This window comes from Herbihabitans rhizosphaerae, from assembly GCF_004216555.1.
Classification (GTDB): domain Bacteria; phylum Actinomycetota; class Actinomycetes; order Mycobacteriales; family Pseudonocardiaceae; genus Herbihabitans; species Herbihabitans rhizosphaerae.
In genome coordinates this window covers 880206-899619 of record NZ_SGWQ01000001.1, presented here as the reverse complement: position 1 = coordinate 899619, position 19414 = coordinate 880206, and the positions used below count along the sequence as shown (strand labels likewise).

General features: G+C 71.1%; 6 protein-coding genes. All 6 read left to right on the top strand.

The annotated features are described in order from the left end of the window. The first annotated feature begins 7 nt into the window (after window positions 1–7). The 6 genes from EV193_RS04510 to EV193_RS04485 are packed head-to-tail and all read left to right on the top strand — an operon-like array spanning window position 8 to window position 19307. Window positions 8–10213, top strand: coding sequence for a non-ribosomal peptide synthetase (locus EV193_RS04510; protein WP_130342624.1), 10206 nt, complete (start codon window positions 8–10; stop codon window positions 10211–10213). Next, a complete protein-coding gene (locus EV193_RS04505) occupies window positions 10210–15636 on the top strand; it encodes a non-ribosomal peptide synthetase (protein ID WP_130342623.1) in 5427 nt (1808 codons plus the stop codon). The genes EV193_RS04510 and EV193_RS04505 overlap by 4 nt, the downstream gene beginning before the upstream one ends. Next, entirely contained in the window at window positions 15633–16793 is a 1161-nt protein-coding gene (locus EV193_RS04500; protein ID WP_130342622.1) for an NAD(P)H-binding protein, read from the top strand. Before EV193_RS04505 ends, EV193_RS04500 begins: the two co-directional genes overlap by 4 nt. Beyond that, window positions 16790–17836, top strand: coding sequence for a Gfo/Idh/MocA family oxidoreductase (locus tag EV193_RS04495; RefSeq protein WP_130342621.1), 1047 nt, complete (start codon window positions 16790–16792; stop codon window positions 17834–17836). Before EV193_RS04500 ends, EV193_RS04495 begins: the two co-directional genes overlap by 4 nt. After that, window positions 17833–18588, top strand: a complete 756-nt coding sequence (locus EV193_RS04490; protein ID WP_130342620.1) for a thioesterase II family protein — start codon at window positions 17833–17835, stop codon at window positions 18586–18588. Before EV193_RS04495 ends, EV193_RS04490 begins: the two co-directional genes overlap by 4 nt. Then, window positions 18585–19307, top strand: a complete 723-nt coding sequence (locus EV193_RS04485) for a class I SAM-dependent methyltransferase (protein WP_130342619.1) — start codon at window positions 18585–18587, stop codon at window positions 19305–19307. The genes EV193_RS04490 and EV193_RS04485 overlap by 4 nt, the downstream gene beginning before the upstream one ends. Window positions 19308–19414: the final 107 nt, after the last annotated feature.

Below are 19414 nucleotides of genomic sequence, written 5' to 3'. Positions count from 1 at the left end.
CGGTCGGGTGACGAAGGGGTCGAGGGACGTTTCGGGGTTATCGCCGTCGGGGCTGCGCGAACTCATCGCGTCGACGCTTGATCTCCCGGTCGAGGAGATCGCGGACGACGCGGACCTCTTCGGCCTCGGGCTGGACTCGCTCCGGCTGATCCGGCTGCGGAACCGCTTGCGGCGCAAGGGAATCCGGGTCAGCTTCGGCAAGCTCGCGGCCAACCCGCGGCTGGTCGATTGGGTGCCCCTGCTGGCCGACGCGGCCGGCCGGACCGACGACAGCCAGCCGGTCGAGGTGGACCCGGACGCCCCGTTCGCGCTGACTCCGGTGCAGCACGCGTACTGGGTCGGCCGCCGGACCGACCAGGTGCTCGGTGGCGTCGGGTGTCACGTGTACTTCGAGTTCGACGGGCACGGGCCGCGGCCCGACGCGGTGGAGCGGGCCGTGTTCGCCCTGGTGCGCCGGCACGGCATGCTGCGCGCCCGGTTCGCCGAGGACGGCACGCAGCGGATCGCGCCGACGAGCCCGTGGCCGGGGCTGACCGTGCACGATCTGTCCACAGTGGATGATCGCGAGGCGGCGCTCACGGAGATTCGCGACGCGGCCTCGCACCGGCTGCTGGACGTGGCGAACGGCGAGGTCTTCGACGCCGCGCTGAGCCTGCTGCCGGACGGTGCCACCCGCCTGCACTTCCAGCTCGATCTGCTCGTCGGCGATGTGGCCAGCCTCCAGGTGCTGTTCGCCGATCTCGCCGAATTCCTTGCCACACAGGCGAATCCGGACGACGTCTCGCCGCCGGCGTGCACGTTCCCCGCGTACCTCGCCACTCGCGAAGGGCACGCGGCAGAGGGGCGGGCCGCCGCCGAGGCCTACTGGCGCGACCGGCTCGCCGACCTGCCACCGCCACCCGCACTGCCGCTCGCCCGCCGGCCCGAGGACATCGGCCTGCCACGGTTCACCCGGCGCGCCACGGTGCTGTCCGATGAGCAGTGGGCGGCTCTCACCGAGGCCGCGCGCCGGCACGGGCTGACCCCGGCGATGGTGCTGGCCACCGCGTACGCCGAGGTGCTGGCCGCGTGGAGCGAGCAGCGCCGGTTCCTGCTCAACCTGCCGCTGTTCGACCGCCGGGACCTGCACCCGGACGTCGATCAGGTGGTCGCCGACTTCACCGGAATCGTGCTGTTGGACGTGGATCTGAACGGCGACGCCACGTTCGCCGAGCGGGCCGCCGCGGTGAGTGCGACCTTCCGCGAGGCCGTGTCGCACGCCGACTACTCGGGTGTGGACGTGCTGCGTGATCTCGGCCGCCGTCGTGGTGCCGCGACCGGACACGCGCCGGTAGTGTTCACCAGCACGCTCGGTACCAAGCTGGTCGACGACACCGTGGCCGACCGGGTGGGCCGGCTCGGCTACATGATCTCGCAGACGCCGCAGGTGTGGCTGGACCACCAGGTGTTCGAACACCACCCGGACGGGGTGCTGCTGGCGTGGGACGCCGTGGATGGCCTGTTCCGTGACGGCGTGCTGGATGCGATGTTCGTTGCCTACCAACGACTTCTGGACTGGCTGATCGAGGGCGACTGGTCCGCGCCGATGCCGGACTTGCTGCCGGTTGGCCAGCGGGTGGTGCGCGAGCGGGTGAACGCGACCGGCGTCGGGCTGCCGCCGGAGCGCCTTCACGATCGGTTCTTCGCGCTGGCGTCGGAGTGTCCACAGTGGACCGCACTGGTGGACGGCGAGACGGAGTGGACCTACGGCGAGCTGGCCGACGCCGCGCTGCGAGTGGCCGGATGGCTTGCGGCACAGGGTGTGTCACCAGGTGACACGGTGGCCGTGCGGCTGCCGAAGTCGGCCGAGCAGATCGCCGCTGTGCTGGGTGTGCTCGCCGCCGGCGGGGTGTACGTGCCGATCGGCGTCGATCAACCTGACGCGCGACGGCGACGCATCGAGTCGCTGGCCGGCGTTCGGCTCACCATCACCGAATCCGTGACGGCCGAGCCGCTGCGCGCCCCTGTCGTGGTCGACCCGGACGACTCCGCGTACGTGATCTTCACGTCGGGTTCGACGGGAGAGCCGAAGGGTGTGGAGGTGTCGCACCGCGCGGCGTGGAACACGATCGCGGATGTCAACGAGCGTTGGCATGTCGGTCCCGATGATCGCGTGCTCGCTGTGTCGGCACTGGATTTCGATCTGTCGGTGTATGACGTGTTCGGGTTGCTTTCCGTTGGGGGAGCACTGGTTCTGGTCTCCGAAGACGAGCGGCGTGATGCCGCACGATGGGTGGAGCTGGTCGCATCACATGATGTGACCATCTGGAATACCGTTCCGGCGCTGCTGGACATGCTGCTCACGGCGGGAACCTCGGAGCAGCTCGACAGCCTGCGGCTTGCCTTGGTGTCGGGTGACTGGGTAGGGCTCGATCTGGCACCCCGATTGGACGCCGCGCTGATCGCTTTGGGTGGCGCGACTGAGGCCGGTATCTGGTCGAACGCCTTCGAAGTGCGGGAGATCCCCGCCGAGTGGTCCTCGATTCCGTACGGATTTCCGTTGCGCGATCAGCGTTTCCGGGTCTGCGACACGGACGGGCGGGACAGGCCGGACTGGGTGCCCGGCGAGTTGTGGATCGGCGGGGCGAGCCTCGCCTCCGGGTACCGGGGTGATCCGGAGACGACCGCCGCGAAGTTCGTGTGGCACAACGGAGAGCGCTGGTACCGCACGGGTGATCTTGGTCGGTACTGGCCGGACGGCACGCTGGAGTTCCTGGGTCGCACCGATCACCAGGTGAAGATCCGTGGCCACCGCATCGAACTCGGCGAGATCGACGCGGCCTTGAGCACCGCGCCCGGCGTCACCACGGCGGTCACGGTCGTCACCAGCACCCGACGGCTCGTCGCGGCGATCGTGGGCGAGGCAGCCGATGCGCTCCGGCACGCACGTGAGCACCTGCCCGAGTACATGGTGCCCGATCAGGTTCACGTCGTGGACAGCATTCCGTTGTCCAGCAACGGAAAGGTGGACCGACCCGCGCTGGCCGCACTGCTCGTCGAGGACGTGACCGAGCACGTCGCACAGGCGCCCGAAGGTGCCGTCGAGCAACTGGTCGCCCGAGTGTGGGCGGACGTGCTCGCGCCCGGCCGTGCGGTCGACCGGACCGCCGACTTCTTCGTGGAGGGCGGCGACTCGCTGGCCGCCACCCGCCTGGTCGCCCGGCTGCGGGCCGAGGGTGTCACCGGCGCGTCGATCGGTGTGCTGTTCGAGCGGCCGGTGCTCGCCGACTTCGCGGCTCGCCTCGTTCTGTCCGATGCCTCCGAGTCGACCGGCGCGATCGTCGCCGATCCGGCGGCGCGACACGAGCCCTTCCCTCTGACCGACGTGCAGCGCGCGTACTGGCTCGGCCGGGATCCGAGTTTGCCGCTCGGTGGCATCGGCACCAACTACTACCTGGAGTTCGAGCTTCCCGAGGTGGACATCGCCCGGCTGGAGCACGCGTGGAATCGCGTGGTGCGCCGGCACGACATGCTCCGCGCGATCGTGTCCGAGGACGGCACGCAGCGAGTGCTGGCCGACGTGCCGTGGTTGCACATCGCGTGCGACGAGGTGGCCGATGCCGAGGCGGCCGGCGCACTGCTCGCCGAGACCTGCGCGCGCCCGCCGTTCGACATCGCCGACTGGCCGATTCACCGGTTGCGGGTCGCCCGCTACCCGGGAGGCGCGCGGATCGGGCTGTGCGTCGACTACGTGGTGCTGGACGGCCTGAGCGTGCTGATCGTGCTGCGCGAGCTGGCCGCGTGCTATTCCGACGAGTCGGCCGAGCTGCCGCCGATCGACCTCACGTTCCGCGATTATCTTCTGTGTCAAGCAGAACCACGCCCGGTGTCCACTGTGGACGAACTGCCGCCGGCGCCCGCGCTGCCGCTCGCGGTCGACCCCGAGGCGGTGACCGAGCCGACGTTCACCCGGCGCCAGGTGCTGCTCGACCAGAAGCGCTGGCACGCGTTCACCGAGCGCGCCCGAGCCGAGGGTGTCACGCCGTCGGCCGCGCTGCTGTCCGCCTACAGCCATGTGCTCTCGGCGTGGAGCGGGCAGTCCGGCGTGACGGTGAACCTGACCCTGTTCGACCGGCCCGAGGTGCACCCGCACATCGATCGGGTGCTCGGCGACTTCACCTCGCTGCTGCTGGTGGCCTGCGAGACCGAGCCGGACGACGATGGGGCGAGCCGGGCGCGGCGCGTGCAGGCGCGGCTCGCGGACGCGTTGGAGTGCCGCGACGTCTCGGCGATCGAGGTGCAGCGCGAGCGCACCCGTCGTACCGGCGCGAGGGACGCCGTGGTGCCTGTCGTGTTCACCAGCACGCTCGGGATCGGCGGGCTGGGCACCGAGTTGGGTGAGCTGGTCGGCGGGCTGTCCCAGACGCCGCAGGTGTGGCTGGACCACCAGGTGCTGGAGCGGCCGGACGGCGTGCTGCTCTCCTGGGACGCGGTGGAGGACTTGTTCCACGACGGCGTGCTGGACGCGATGTTCGTTGCCTACCAAGGGATTCTGCGTCACCTGTGCGACGGGGACTGGTCTTCGCCCCTGCCCGATCCGCTGCCGGCTGATCAGCGCGCGGTGCGCGATCGGGTGAGTGACACCGGCGTCGAGGTGCCGTCGCAGCGCCTTCACGACGGGTTCTTCGCACTGGCGTCGGAGTGTCCACAGTGGACCGCACTGGTGAACGGCGAGACACGGTGGACCTACGGCGAGCTGGCCGACACGGCGCTGCGGGTCGCGGGATGGCTTGTGACAAAAGGTATGTCGGCCGGCGACACCGTGGCCGTGCGGCTGCCGAAGTCGCCCGAGCAGATCGCGGCCGTGCTGGGAGTGCTGGCCGCCGGTGGGGTGTACGTGCCGATCGGTGTCGATCAGCCCGACGCGCGCGCCGAGCGGATGGCCGCACGAGCAGGGATCACGCACGTGCTGGATGCCGACCACATCGCCGAAGCGATGGTGGCCGAGCCGCTGCGCGCCCCTGTCGTGGTCGATCCGGGCGCGCCCGCGTATGTGATCTTCACGTCGGGTTCGACCGGTGAGCCCAAGGGTGTGGAGGTGTCGCACCGGGCGGCGTGGAACACGATCGCGGATGTCAACGAGCGTTGGCATGTTGGCCGTGGCGATCGGGTGTTGGCGGTTTCCGCGTTGGATTTCGACTTGTCTGTGTATGACGTGTTCGGGTTGCTTTCCGTTGGGGGAGCACTGGTTCTGGTCGGCGAGCACGAGCGGCGGGATGCCGCACGGTGGGCGGATCTGGTCGCATCACATGATGTGACCATCTGGAATACCGTGCCGGCGTTGCTGGACATGCTGCTCACAGCGGGATCGTCGGAACAGCTCGACGGGCTGCGGCTGGCGTTGGTGTCGGGTGACTGGGTGGGGCTCGATCTGGCACCCCGATTGGCTGAAACCTCGTCGGGTGGCACGCTGATCGCCTTGGGCGGTGCCACCGAGGCCGGAATCTGGTCCAACTTCTGTGCGGTGCCAACGGTTGTGCCACCCGAGTGGTCCTCGATCCCGTACGGCGCGCCGCTGGCCCGACAGCGGTACCGGGTGGTCGATCCGTCCGGCCGGGACTGCCCGGACTGGGTGCCCGGCGAGCTGTGGATCGGCGGCGCCAGCCTCGCCTCCGGGTACCGGGGCGATCCGGAGACCACCGCCGCGAAGTTCGTGTGGCACAACGGAGAACGGTGGTATCGGACCGGTGATCTCGGCCGGTACTGGCCGGACGGCACGCTGGAGTTCCTGGGGCGCACCGATCACCAGGTGAAGATCCGCGGCCACCGCATCGAACTCGGCGAGATCGACTCCGCCGTCGAGGCGCACCCGGGCATCCGGCACGCGGTGACCACCGTGCACGGCACCCGACTCGCCACCGCCGTCGTCCCGGCGCACGACCCCGTCGATCTCCCGACGGCGAGCGCCGCACCCGAGGGTGACCCGCAGGAGATCGCGCTGACCGTCGCACTGATGCGCCGCCTGCTCGACGAAACCGTTGTCGCACAAGAGTTCCACGACGTCCGGGACCGGTGGGCCGACTTCGTGGCCCGGCACGGCGGCACCGTGCCGCCCGTGGACACCCGGCACGCCGAGGTGATCGAGCGGATCCTGCACCGGCTGCCCGCGATCCTGCGCGGCGACACCAGCCCGTTGACCCTGCTCGACGATCCTGTCCTCGCCCCCGACGCGCAGTTCGCCAACCACCCGGCCGCCGCCGTCGCGCTGGACGCCGTTGCCGCCGACATCCCGGCCGGTCTCCGCGTCGCCGAGCTGGGCGCGCGCGGCGGCCACACCGCCCGACGCGTGCTCGACGTGCTGCCGGACGGCACCGAGTACACGCTGCTGGACTCCTCGGCCGCCATGCTCACCAGCGCCCGCGATCGGCTGGGTGATCGCGTGGACTACCGGCACCTGCCTGGCGACGCGCTGCCCGAGGACCTGTGGCAGGCGTTCGACGTGGTGATCGCCGCGGGCGCGCTGCACCGCTACCCCGATCCGACACACGGCGCCACGCTCGCCGCCGCGCTGCTCACCCCCGGCGGCCGGCTCTACACGATCGAGCACACCGCGCCGCCCGTGCTGCCGTCGATCGTGGTGGACCTGTTGCGGCACAACGAATCCGAGCCGCTCGACGCCGACGCGTGGATCGCCGTCCTGGCCGCCGCCGGCCTGCGGGCGAGCGCCCACGGCACCTCGATCGTGACGCTCACGGCCGAGCAAGCCGAGGTACTCGATCTGCGTACCTGGACCGCCGGCCGGCTGCCCGCGCACATGCTGCCCGATCGCTACGTCCTGCTGCCCGCACTGCCGCTGACCGCGAACGGCAAGGTCGACCGCAAGACCGTGCACGGGCTGCTGGACACACCAGACGTGAGCACCGAGTCCGAGCAGCCGGCCGATGGCGTCGAGCGGATCGTCGCCGATCTGCTCGCCGAGTTGCTCGGCGTGCCCGTCGTCGACCGGCGGGCCGACTTTTTCGCGCTCGGCGGGGACAGTCTGACCGCGACTCGGTTGATCACCCGACTGGCCGAGGCTGGCGTGGCCGGCGCGACGATCGGCGAGCTGTTCGCCCGGCCGGTGCTCGCCGACTTCGCGGCCACCCTCACGGTGGGCACCGCCGGGAAGTACGAGCTGACCGTGGTCGCAGACCCCGAGCGACGGCACGAGCCGTTCCCGCTCACCGAGGTGCAGCGCGCCTACTGGGTCGGCCGGCAGGACGGGTTCACCCTCGGCGGCGTCAGCGCGCGGTGCTTCTTCGAGCTGGACGGCGAGGATCTCGACATCGCGCGCCTCGAACGAGCCTGCGACACGCTCATCGCCCGGCACCCGATGTTGCGCGCGGTCATCGAAAACGATGGCACACAACGGATTCTGGCCGAGGTGCCGGCGACGCGGATCCCGGTCGCCACCGCCGCCGGCGCGCACGAGGCCAGCGCGATCCTGCGCGCCGAGTTGGCCGACCGCACGATCGACCTGAGCCGCTGGCCGCTGTTCGAGGTGCACGCGGTGCGCTACCCGGGTGGCGTGCGGCTTGGTCTGAGCATGGAGAACATCGTGCTCGACGGGCTGAGCATGCTGATCGTGTTCGCCGAGTTGGCGCGGCTGTACCGGGAGCCGGAAGCCGAGTTGCCCGCCGTCGGCGTCTCGTTCCGCGACACCGTCACCGGCCTGCGGGGCGCGCCGGACGCCGAGCCGGCCCGCCGGTACTGGCTGGAGCGGATCCCCGAGCTGCCGCCCGCGCCGCGCCTGCCGCTCGCCCGCGATCCGTCCACGGTCGGCCGGCCGCGGTTCACCCGCCGGGAGACCCGGCTGTCCGTCGAGGAGTGGCAGTCGCTGCGCGAGCGGGCCCGCTCGCACGGGCTCACCCCGTCGATGGTGTTGCTGACCGCCTACGCCGAGGTGCTGTCCGCCTGGAGCGGCGGCGACGCGCTGACCGTGAACCTCACGCTGTTCGACCGGCCGGCCGCGCACCCCGACATCGACCACATTCTCGGCGACTTCACTTCGCTGCTGCTCGTGCCGCACGAGCCGGTGGCCGGCGAGAGCTGGCTGGACTCGGCGCGTCGGGTGCAGGCCAGGATGGCCGCCGCGCTGGAGCACCGGGCCGCGTCCGCCGTGTGGGTGCAGCGCGAGATCGCCCGCGCGGGCGGGCCGTCGGACGGCGCGATGCCGGTCGTGTTCACCAGCGCGCTGGGCGTGAACGACGGGCTGCTGGCCGACCTGCCGGACGAGTTCCCGCGCATCGTGGACGGGCTGTCCCAGACCGCGCAGGTGTGGCTGGACCACCAGGTCATGGAGTACGCGGGCGAGCTGCTGCTGACCTGGGACGCGGTGGAGGAGCTGTTCCCGGACGGCGTGCTGGATGCGATGTTCGTTGCCTACCAAGGGATCCTGCGTCACCTGTGCGACGAGGACTGGTCGGAGCCGCTGCCTGATCTCGTGCCGGACGACCAGCGCGCGGTGCGCCGCGAGGTCAACGCCACCGAGGCACCCGAGTCCGGTCGGCTGCTGCACGAGGCGTTCTTCGCCGCCGACCCCGAGCGGGTTGCACTGCGTTGGAGCGGCGGTCAGATGAGCTACGGCGAGCTGGCCGAGGCAGCGCTGCGCGTCGCCGGCTGGCTGACTGAACGCTTCTGCGGCGTGGGCGAGCCGGTCGCCGTCCGACTCCCCAAGGGACCGGATCAGGTGGTCGCCGTACTCGGCATCCTGGCCGCCGGTGCGGTCTACGTCCCGGTCGGCGTGGACGCGCCGCGCGCACGGCGGGAGAAGATCTACGCGAGTGCGGGTGTCCGGTTCGAGCTGGACGACCTGGCGCCGAGTGCCACCGCCGAGCCGCTGCCGCACCCGGTCCCGCAGCCGCCCGATGCCACCGCGTACGTGATCTTCACGTCCGGGTCGACCGGCGAGCCCAAGGGTGTCGAGGTGTCACATCGGGCCGCGATCAACACGATCGAGGACATCGACGAGCGGTTCGGCGTCGGCCCGGACGACCGGGTGCTCGCCGTGTCCGCGTTGGACTTCGACCTGTCCGTGTACGACATCTTCGGCCTGCTGTCCGTCGGCGGAACGGTTGTTCTGGTCACCGAGGACGAGCGGCGCGACGTCACATGTTGGCTGGAGCTGGTCACGACACATGATGTGACCATCTGGAATTCGGTGCCGGCACTGCTCGATCTTCTGCTCGGAGCGGGCACCGTCCCGGCGAGTCTGCGGCTGGCACTGGTGTCCGGCGACTGGGTCGGCCTGGATCTGCCGGGCCGGCTCGCCGAGGCCGCGCCGGACGCCACCTTGGTCGCTCTCGGCGGCGCGACCGAAGCGGCGATCTGGTCCAACGCGGTCGAGGTCGACGAAGTCCCCGCCGAGTGGTCCTCGATCCCGTACGGCTTCCCGTTGCGCAACCAGTGTTACCGGGTGGTCGACGTGCGCGGCCGGGACTGCCCGGACTGGGTGTCCGGCGAGCTGTGGATCGGCGGAGTCGGACTGGCCAAGGGATATCGCGGCGACGAGGCGACCACCGTCGACCGGTTCACGCACCGCGACGGCGCGCGCTGGTACCGCACCGGCGATCTCGGCCGGTACTGGCCGGACGGCACGCTGGAGTTCCTCGGCCGGGCCGACCACCAGGTCAAGATCCGCGGCCACCGCATCGAGTTGGGCGAGATCCAGGCCGCACTGGACGCGCACCCGGACGTCGAGTCGGCGATGGCGGTGGCCACCGGCGAGCGCACCCGGCGGCGGCTGCACGCGTTCCTGCTCACCAGAACCGGCGAGCTGCCCGACCTGACGGAGTCACTGCGCGATCGGCTGCCCGACTACGCGATCCCTTCTGGCTACACGGTTCTCACCGAGTTCCCGCTCACCGCGAACGGCAAGGTCGACCGGGCGGCGCTCTGCCGGCTGGCCGACGGCGTGCGCCCTGATCAACCAGCCGAGCCGCCGCGCGGACCGGTGGAGACCCGGCTCGCCGAACTGTGGGCCGACGCGCTGGACGTGCCGGCCGTCGCCAGATCCGACGAGTTCCTGTTGCTCGGCGGCGACTCGCTGCTCGCCATGCGCGTACTCGCCGACGTGCGCACCGAGTACGGCGTCCGGCCGCCACTGCGCGCCCTGCTCGCCGGCGCGACGCTCGCCGAGTTCGCCGCTGAAGTCATCCGACACGAATCCGAGAACGACGAGGAAGGCGTGGTATGAGCACCAGCTCGCCAGAAATCCCCCGGCTGATCGCCGAGTTGGACGGCATCGGCGTCCGGCTGTGGACCGAGGACGGACAACTGCGCTTCCGCGCTCCCAAGGGCGTGATGACTCCCGAGCGCGTGGCGGAGCTGCGTGCGCGCAAGGCCGCGATTCTGAATCACCTGGCGGCCATCGAGGCGGAGCCGACCGTGCGGCCGGCACCCGAGGAGCGGCACGACCCGTTCCCGTTGACCGACATCCAGTCCGCGTACCTGCTCGGCCGCAACGACGGCTTCGACTACGGCGGCGTGGCCTGCCACGGCTACCTCGAACTCGGTGTGTCCACAGTGGACACCGAGCGGCTGGACGCGGCGTGGTGGGCGCTGATCCAGCGGCACGACATGCTGCGCGCGGTGATCCACCCGGACGGCTACCAGCAGGTGTTGCCCGAGGTCGAGCGCCGGCCGCTGCGCGTCACCGACCTGCGCGGGCAGGACGCGGACAGCTCACTCGCGGAGATCAGGGCCGATCTCGCGCACCGGGTGTACCCGGCCGACGCGTGGCCGCTGTACGAGCTGGCGGTCACCCGCACCGACGACGGCGATCTGCTGCACCTGTCGATCGATTTGCTGATCGCCGACTACCAGAGCGTGCAACTGCTGCTGCGCGAGCTGGACACGCTCTACCGCGATCCGGCGCACGAGTTGCCCGCGCTGGAGTTGACCTTCCGGGACTACGTGCGCGCGCACCGGGCCCGCACCCAGCCCGGCGCGCAGGGCGGCTACGAGCGCGATCGCGAGTACTGGCTCGGCCGGGTGGACGAGCTGCCGCCCGCGCCCGAACTGCCGCTGGCCGACCGTGTGCTGGACGACGGCACCCACCGGGAGAACACCGGCAAGGCGCGGTTCACCCGCCATCAGGTCACCCTCGACCCGGCGCGCTGGGAGCGGCTGCGCCAGCGCGCGGCCGAGGCCGGTGTCACCGCGTCGGCCGCCGTGCTGGCCGCCTACGCCGAGGTGATCGGCGCCTGGAGCCGCACGCCGAGGTTCACGCTCAACCTGACCGTGCTCAACCGCGAGCCGCTGCACCCTGGGGTGGACCGGCTGGTCGGCGACTTCACCTCGGTCAACCTGCTGGCGGTCGACCAGTCCCCGAACGACTCCACCGCCGACTTCACCGCGCGGGCCCGCGACGTGCACGGGCAGCTGCTGACCGACCTCGATCACCGCGCGTTCTCCGGCGTGGAGGTACTGCGCGAGCTGGCCCGCCGCCGAGGGCGCACCGAGGCGCTGATGCCGGTGGTCTACACCAGCACGATCGGTGCCGCCGAGGCTGCCGCACCGGACGGTTTGCTTGCCGGGCAACCGATCGGCGGCCTGAGCCAGACCCCGCAGGTGTGGATCGACTGTCAGGCGATGGAGTGGCAGGGCGCGCTGCTGGTCAACTGGGACGTGCGGGACGGCGTGTTCCCGAGCGGCATGATCGCCGAGGCGTTCGCCGCGTTCGAAGGGCTGCTGCTGTCGCTCAGCGAGGGCGAGTCGTGGACGGCGGCGCACCCGGTGGCGTTGCCCGCCGTGGAACTCCGTGACACAACCGCCCCGCTGCCGGACGGGTTGCTGCACGACGCGGTGGTCGCCGCCGCCGAGGCCGCCCCCACCCGCCCGGCCGTGGTGACCGAGGACCGCACGGTCAGCTACCGCGAGCTGATCGACTCGGCCAACGCGGTGGCCGCCGCGTTGCGCGAGCGCGAGGTGGCCGCCGGCGAGCTGGTCGCCGTCGCGCTGCCGAAGAGCCCCGAGCAGATCGCCGCCGTGCTCGGCGTGCTGCTCGCCGGCGGCGCGTACCTGCCGATCGACCCGGACGCGCCGCCCGTGCGCCGGGACACGATCCTGGCCGACGCCGCCGTGCGCACGGTGATCACCACAGGCGGCACCTGGCCGGAAACCGTTGTGCCACTTGACATCGGTGCCCTCCCGGCCAGCGCCCCGGTCGAGCCGATGGCCGTGGCGCCGGACGGTCCCGCGTACGCGATCTACACCTCCGGCTCGACCGGCACGCCGAAGGGCGTGCTGATCAGCCACCGCGCCGCGCTGAACACCGTGCGCGACATCAACTCCCGCTACGGCGTGAACCGCAGCGACCGGGTGCTCGGGCTCGCCGAACTCGGATTCGACCTGTCCGTGTACGACATCTTCGGCCTGCTCGCGGTCGGCGGCTGCGTCGTGCTGCCCGACCCGGAGCGCACCGCCGACCCGTCGCACTGGGCCGACCTGATCGCCGAGAACGGCGTGAGCATCTGGAACTCGGTGCCCACGCAATTGCAGATGCTGCAAGACTTTCTGGCGACCAGCCCCGGCGTGGAGCTGTTCACGCTGCGGCTCGGACTGCTGTCCGGCGACTGGATTCCGGTCGCACTGCCGACCGCGATCCGCGCCCAGGTGCCGCTGATGCAGATGGTCGGACTGGGCGGTGCGACCGAGGCGTCGATCTGGTCGATCCACCACGACATCGGCGAGATTCCCGAGGCGTGGCACTCGATCCCCTATGGCGCGCCGTTGACCAACCAGACGTGGCACGTGCTGGACGACGCGCTGCGCACCCGCCCGGACTGGGTGGCCGGCGAGTTGTACATCGGCGGCGCGGGCCTGGCGATTGGCTACCTCGGCGACGAAGAGCGCACCGCACAACGGTTTCCGACCCATCCGTCGACTGGCGAGCGCCTCTACCGCACCGGAGACTACGGCCGCCGGCTGCCGAACGGCGAGATCGAGTTCCTCGGCCGGATCGACGACCAGGTGAAGATCCGCGGCCACCGGATCGAGCTGGCCGAGGTGGAGAGCGCGCTCGCCGCACACCCCGCGGTCGCCTCCGCCGTCGCACTGGTCGACGGCGACAAGCCGATGCGCCGTCGGATCGTGGCGTTCGCCAGGGCGGCCGGCCGTCCGGCGGGTGACGCGGACGGCGACGGTGTGGCGAGCGCCGTGCGGGCGGCTGCCGCCACCACGGCGGCACGTGGTCTCGACGTGCCGGCCGACGACCTGGTGACCTTCGTGCGCGCGGCCGACGAGGTGGCGCTGCTGGCCATGGCGGCCACGTTGCGCGGTGCCGGCCTGTTCGCCGATCAGGCGCACTCGTTCGACGACATCGCGTCCGCGACCGGTGCGGCCACGCGGCACCACCGTCTGCTGCGGCGCTGGCTGAACGCGCTCACCACCGCCGGCATGCTGCGGACCGACGGCGATCAGTATCGCGACCTTGGCGATTCGGCCCCGCTGCGGGAAAAGCTGGCCGAACTGGAGGACACCGTCCAGCGGCAGGCCTACGGCTGGGAGCTGGTGCAGTACCTGCGTGGCTGCGCCGAGCACCTGCCGGAGCTGCTGCGCGACGAGCAGAGCCCGCTGGAGCTGCTGTTCCCCGGGCAGAACCTGGACACCGCGCAGGCCGCGTTCCGGGACAACCCGGTCAACCAGCACCTCAACCGCGTGCTGGCCGAGTCGGTCCGCGCGATCGCCGCCGAGCGCGGCTCGCTGCGGGTGCTGGAGATCGGCGCGGGTGTCGCCGGCACCAGCAGCGCGCTGATCCCCGCGCTCGCCGGGTACGACGTGGACTACCTGTTCACCGACGTGACGCAGTTCTTCCTGAGCGAGGCGCGGCAGACCTTCGCCGAGTACCCGTGGGTCAGCTACGGCATCTACGACCTCAACGCGGACCCGCTCGTGCAGGGCTACCTGCCCAACTCGTTCGACGTGATCGTCAGCGGAAACGCCTTGCACCTGGCCAAGAACGCGCCCGAGGCACTGGAGCGGCTGCGTTCGCTGCTGGCCCCCGGCGGGTGGCTCGCGTTCATCGAGGGCACCGGCGAGAACCTGCCGCTGATGGTGTCCATGGAGTTCCAGGGCGAGCTGTCCGGGTTCACCGATCTGCGGCACACCACCGACCAGACGCTGCTCACCGACGAGCAGTGGCGCCACTTGCTCGAGGACGCGGGCGCCTCGATCGAGGTCGGCGTGGACGCGACCGACGCGGAGGTGTCGCTGGGCCGCCAGCACGTGTTCCTGGCCCGGTTCAAACTCGACCGCCAGCCGGTCACCGTCGCCGAGATCACCGCGCACGCGGCGAGCCGGCTGCCCGAGTACATGCTGCCCGCGCACCTGCAGCTGGTCGACGAGTTTCCGTTGTCCGCCAATGGAAAGCTCGACCGGCCGCGGCTGCGCGCGCTGCTGCCGAAGCGCGGCGAGGAGCGGTCCCGTCCGGCCGTCGCGCCCACCGACGAGCTGGAGCGGAGGCTGGTCGCGATCTGGTCGGACGTGCTCGGCCACCCCAACCTGGGCCGGGACGACGACTTCTTCGCCGTCGGCGGCGACTCGCTGCTGCTGGCCCGGCTGATCGGGCAACTGCTGGAGCGGGAACCCACGGCCGAGGGCATCGACTTCGGGCTGCTGCTCGGCCAGGTGCTGCGCCGCCCGACGGTCGCGGCGCTCGCCGCCTACCTGCGCACCGTGCCGGGTGCCAGCGAAGCCGTCGAGCAGTCGCCGCTGGTGACACTGGCCGAGGGGAGCGGTCCGGCGATGGTGCTGGTGCACGAGGGCACTGGCACGCTCGCGCCGTACCGGCACCTGATCGGCGCGCTGTCCGAACGGCCCGTGCGGCTGCTCGGCATCGAGGCGCGGCGGCCGGAGCACTACCTGGGCATCGACACCGACGAGTTGATCAAGCGGCTCGCCGAGGACTACGCGCGGCGGCTGCTGGACGCGGGCGTGGACACCGTGCACCTAGTCGGGTACTGCCTCGGCGGCTTCCTGGCCACCGAGATCGCGCGGGTGCTCACCGAGGCGGGCGCCCAGGTCGCGAGCCTGACCGCGGTCAGCTCCTACCGGGTGCCCTACGAGGTCGAGGACGATCTGGCCGCCGATTACGCGTTCGCCAGGATCCTGGGCGCCGATCTCGCCGCGGTCGGGTTCCCGACCGACGAGGCGGAATTCCGGTCCGCCATGCGCGCCGTGCTGGCCAAGACCCCGGGCCGGGTGCCCGACGGCGCGCTCGGCGAACTGGACGGCGAGTTCGCCGAACTGGCGGCGGCGTTCCGCAAGTTGGCGAAACAGCCGCACGACGAGCGGCTGGAGGCGATCGTGGCGAGCCTGCCCGCCGGCCGCTTCCCGGTCGACGGTGAGTATCTGCGCACCAGCTACCGGATGTTCCGGCACAACCTGTCCGCACTCGCCCGGTACGCGCCGGAGCCGTACGTCGGCCCGGTGACGCTGCTGCGCGACTCCGGGCACGCCCGGCTGCTGCCGACCCGCGACGACGAGTCGACCACGTTCTGGCAGCGGCTGTGCGTCGACGAACCGTCCATTGTGGACATTCAGGGTGACCACTTCAGCTGCCTGGCACCCCCGCACGTCGACACCGTCGGCACGATCCTCACCCAGGAGCCGAAGTGAACGAATCGATCGTTGGTGTCATCGGAGCGACCGGAGCCGCCGGCCGGGAGGCGGTGCGCGCGCTGACCGACCCGACGTTCTTCGGCGAGCCGACACCCGTGCTGCGCCTCGGCGGACGACGGCCGGACGCCGTCCAGGAGATCGCCGACGAGTTCGGCGGCTCCGTGGTGGCGGTCGACCTGGAGGACCCGGCCGCACTCGCCGAGTTCTGCGCCGGCTGCACGGTCGTGCTGAGCTGCGCCGGCCCGTCGTACACGATCGGCGACCGGATCGCCCGCGCGGCGTGGGCGGCCGGCGCCGACTTCGCCGACGTGTCCGGCTACGACCCGGTGTACGGGCAACTCGTCGCGCTCAACCCGGAAGCCGATGGGCGTGCCGCGGTGTTGTCCGCCGGGATCTACCCCGGGTTGTCCACGCTGATCCCGCGCTGGCTGGTGTCACAAGGGCTCGGTGATCCGGTCGGGCTGTCCGCGTACGTCGGCGGAATCGAGGAGGCCACCGTCGGGTCGGCCGCCGATCTGGTGCTGTCCATCGGGGACGGCGCGGTGTGGGGCTCCTCCGGCGCCGGGCTCGCCGCGTGGCGGGACGGCCGCCGCCAGGAGCACCGGCTGCGGGTGGCCGAGGACATCGAGGTGCCGTTCTTCCCGGACCGGCTCACCGCGCAGCCGTTCCTCAGTTCGGAGGCCGAACGGCTCGCGGCGAACCTCGGGCTCGTCGAGCTGGATTGGTACAACGTGTTCATCGGCGACCACATGCGCACCGCGCTGAACCGGCTGCGCGGTGGCTCGCCGGACGATCCGGAGGCGCTGGAGGCGTCCGCGCGTGAGCTGATGCGGGCCTGCGAGCTGGACGTCGGCGGCCGCGAGTCGTACTACGTGATGGCGTACTGGATGCACGGCCGGGCCAACGGGCGGCCGACCAGGCTCACCGGTGTGCTGCGCTGCGACGACACGTTCCAGGTCACCGGGGCGGTCGGCGCGCTGGCTGTGCGCGCGCTGCTGGCCGGTGAGGTGCCGCCCGGCGTGCACATGGCGGCCGAGGCGCTCGACCCTGCCGACACGGTGACCCGGATCCGCGGGCTGCCGTCGGTGCTGGCGCTGGAGTCCATCGACACCACGAGTGCCGCCGACGAGGAGGTCGAAGTGGGGGCCCTGTGACGCGGGTTGTGGTGTGTGGCACCGGATTCGGGCGGATCTACCTCAAGGGGGTGCGGCGATCCGGCATGGAGTTGGCCGGCGTGCTGGCGACCGGTAGCGCCCGGTCGGTCGAGGTCGCGCGCCGGTACGACGTGCCGCTGTACACCTCGGTGGCCGATCTTCCGTCCGATGTGGACATCGCGTGCGTGGTGGTCCGGTCGGGGTTGCTCGGCGGGCAGGGCACCGCGCTGGCGGAGGAGCTGCTCGCTCGTGGCGTGCACGTGTTGCAGGAACAGCCGGTGCACGCGGACGAGGTGGCCGGCTGCCTGCGGGCGGCGCGGCGGGCCGGCGTGCTGTACCGGGTCAACGCGTTCCACCCGCATCTGCCTGTGGTGCAACGGTTTCTGGCCGCCGCGCGCACACTGGCGAGCCTGCGCGAAGTGTCCTTTGTGGACGCGGCGTGCGCGGTGTCGGTCAGCTATCCGTTGGTCGACCTGCTCGGCCGGGCGCTCGGCGGACTGCGGCCGTGGTCGTTCACCGCGTCAGCGGGCTCGCCGTTCAGCGTGGTGACCGGCACGATCGGCGGCGTCCCGTTGACCGCACGGGTGCAGAACCAGTTGCACCCCGATGACCCGGACAACCACGCGCATCTGTTGCACCGCATGGCGATCGGCACCGACGGCGGCGTGCTCACGCTGGCCGACACGCACGGCCCGGTGCTGTGGACGCCTCGGCTGCACGTGCCGCGTGTCGACGGTGATCTGGTTCTCGACGGCGACGCGATCGGTGCGGACGGCGACCTGGCCAGCACCACCGTGCTCGCCCCCGCGCCGGCCACCTTCGCCGAGCTGCTGGACCGCGAGTGGCCGGACGCGGTGGCGCACGCGTTGACCGAGTTGACCGCTCAGATCGGCCGGCCGGGCGCCGAGTCGCGGCGCGTCGAGCAGTACCAGTTGAGCGTGTGCACGGCGTGGGCCGATCTCACCCGCGAACTCGGCCCGCCCGAGGTGGTGCGCCCGGCACCGCCGAAACCGTTGCCGGCCAACGAATTGGAGATCGCATGACCCTGCGCTGCTACGAGCGTCGTCCGGGCGCACGGCTGCGACTGTTCTGCTTCCCGCACGCCGGCGGTTCGGCGAGCAGCTTCCGCACCTGGCCGGAGCTGCTGCCGGCCGACATTGAGACACACGCCGTGCAGTACCCGGGCCGGGAGAACCGGATGCGCGATCCGTTGGTGCACCGAATGGACGACCTGATCGCCGAGATCGTGGACGCCGTCATCGCGCTGGACGACCTGCCGTTCGCGTTCTTCGGACACAGCATGGGCGCGGCGGTGGCCTACGAGACCGCTGTCGCGCTGCGCGATCGGGGTGCGCGCCGGCCGGTGCACCTGTTCGCCTCCGCGCGCGAGGCACCGCACCTGGCCAGAGGCGGTGACGTGCACCTGCGCGACGAGGACGGCATCTGCGCGGAGATCGGCCGGCTGGGCGGCACCGCGGGCGAGGTGCTCAAGCAGCGCGAGCTGCGCGACCTGATCGTTCCGGTGGTGCGCAACGACTACCGGCTGATCGAGACCTACCTGCCCACGATCGGCCCGCCGCTGGACCACCCGGTGACCGTGCTGCGCGGCGACGTCGACCCGGAGGTGACCGAGGACGAGGCGCTCGGCTGGAAAACGGTCGCCGGTGACCGGTTCGAGGTCGTGGTGTTCGCTGGTGACCATTTCTTTCTGGTGCCGGCACGAGAAAACGTCGTCGAATTGGTGCGGCGCGAACTGCGTGCTCACAATGAAACGGAGAGCGGAGAAATCACATGATCGAAGATTCGACCGACGCCTATCTGCACGTCGCCGAGTTCTACGATTTGCTGTCCCAGCCGCACTGGGACCATGTCGCCACCGAGGTGCTCACCAAGGCGTTGGCCGACGTCGATCCCAGCGTGGGGCCGGCATTGGACATGGGGGCCGGCACGGGGCAGGCCACCCAGGTGCTGGCCGAGGCGCTGCCCGACGCGAAGGTCATCGCCACCGAACCGTCTCCGGCCATGCGCATCGCCCTGACCAGCAGAGTTGTGCACAATCGGCATCTGTCCGGGCGGGTCACCGTGCTGCCGCACAAGGCCCAGGACGTCGACCTGCCGGACCGCATCTGCGCGGTCGTCGGCTTCGGGATGATCGGCTACCTCGATGAGTCGGCCCGGCGGACGCTGTGGTCGAAACTGCTCGACCGGCTCCCGCCAGGAGCGCCGATCGTGCTCGAGTTGATGGCACTGGCGACCGTGCAGCGAATGGCGCCGGCACGAATCGCGCGGCGGAGTCTCGGCGATCAGGAATACGACGTCTGGATGCGCGGCGAGCCGATCGGCTCGGACCTCATGCGTTATGCGTCCACCTTCACGGTGGCCCGCGAGGGAAAGGTCGTGCGCCGGCTGCAATTGGAGCAGGAATGGTACACGTTCGGCGTCGAACAATTGCAGGAGGAGACCGGACTCCCGGTACGCAAACTGACCAACGACATCATTGTCATGACCCGGTGACGGGTGATCAGATTCCCTACGATAGGCCGTGGTGCCACCCCGGCGACTTCCGTTAGACAGGGTCATACGCTCCGGTGACCCGGGCCGGAACCCTGCTGAGAAATGGA

Excerpts from the sequence above, each read along its gene's own strand:
- EV193_RS04485 (WP_130342619.1), top strand. The coding sequence starts at position 18,585 with ATGATCGAAGATTCGACCGACGCCTATCTGCACGTCGCCGAGTTCTAC.
- EV193_RS04490 (WP_130342620.1), top strand. The coding sequence starts at position 17,833 with ATGACCCTGCGCTGCTACGAGCGTCGTCCGGGCGCACGGCTGCGACTG.
- EV193_RS04505 (WP_130342623.1), top strand. The coding sequence starts at position 10,210 with ATGAGCACCAGCTCGCCAGAAATCCCCCGGCTGATCGCCGAGTTGGAC.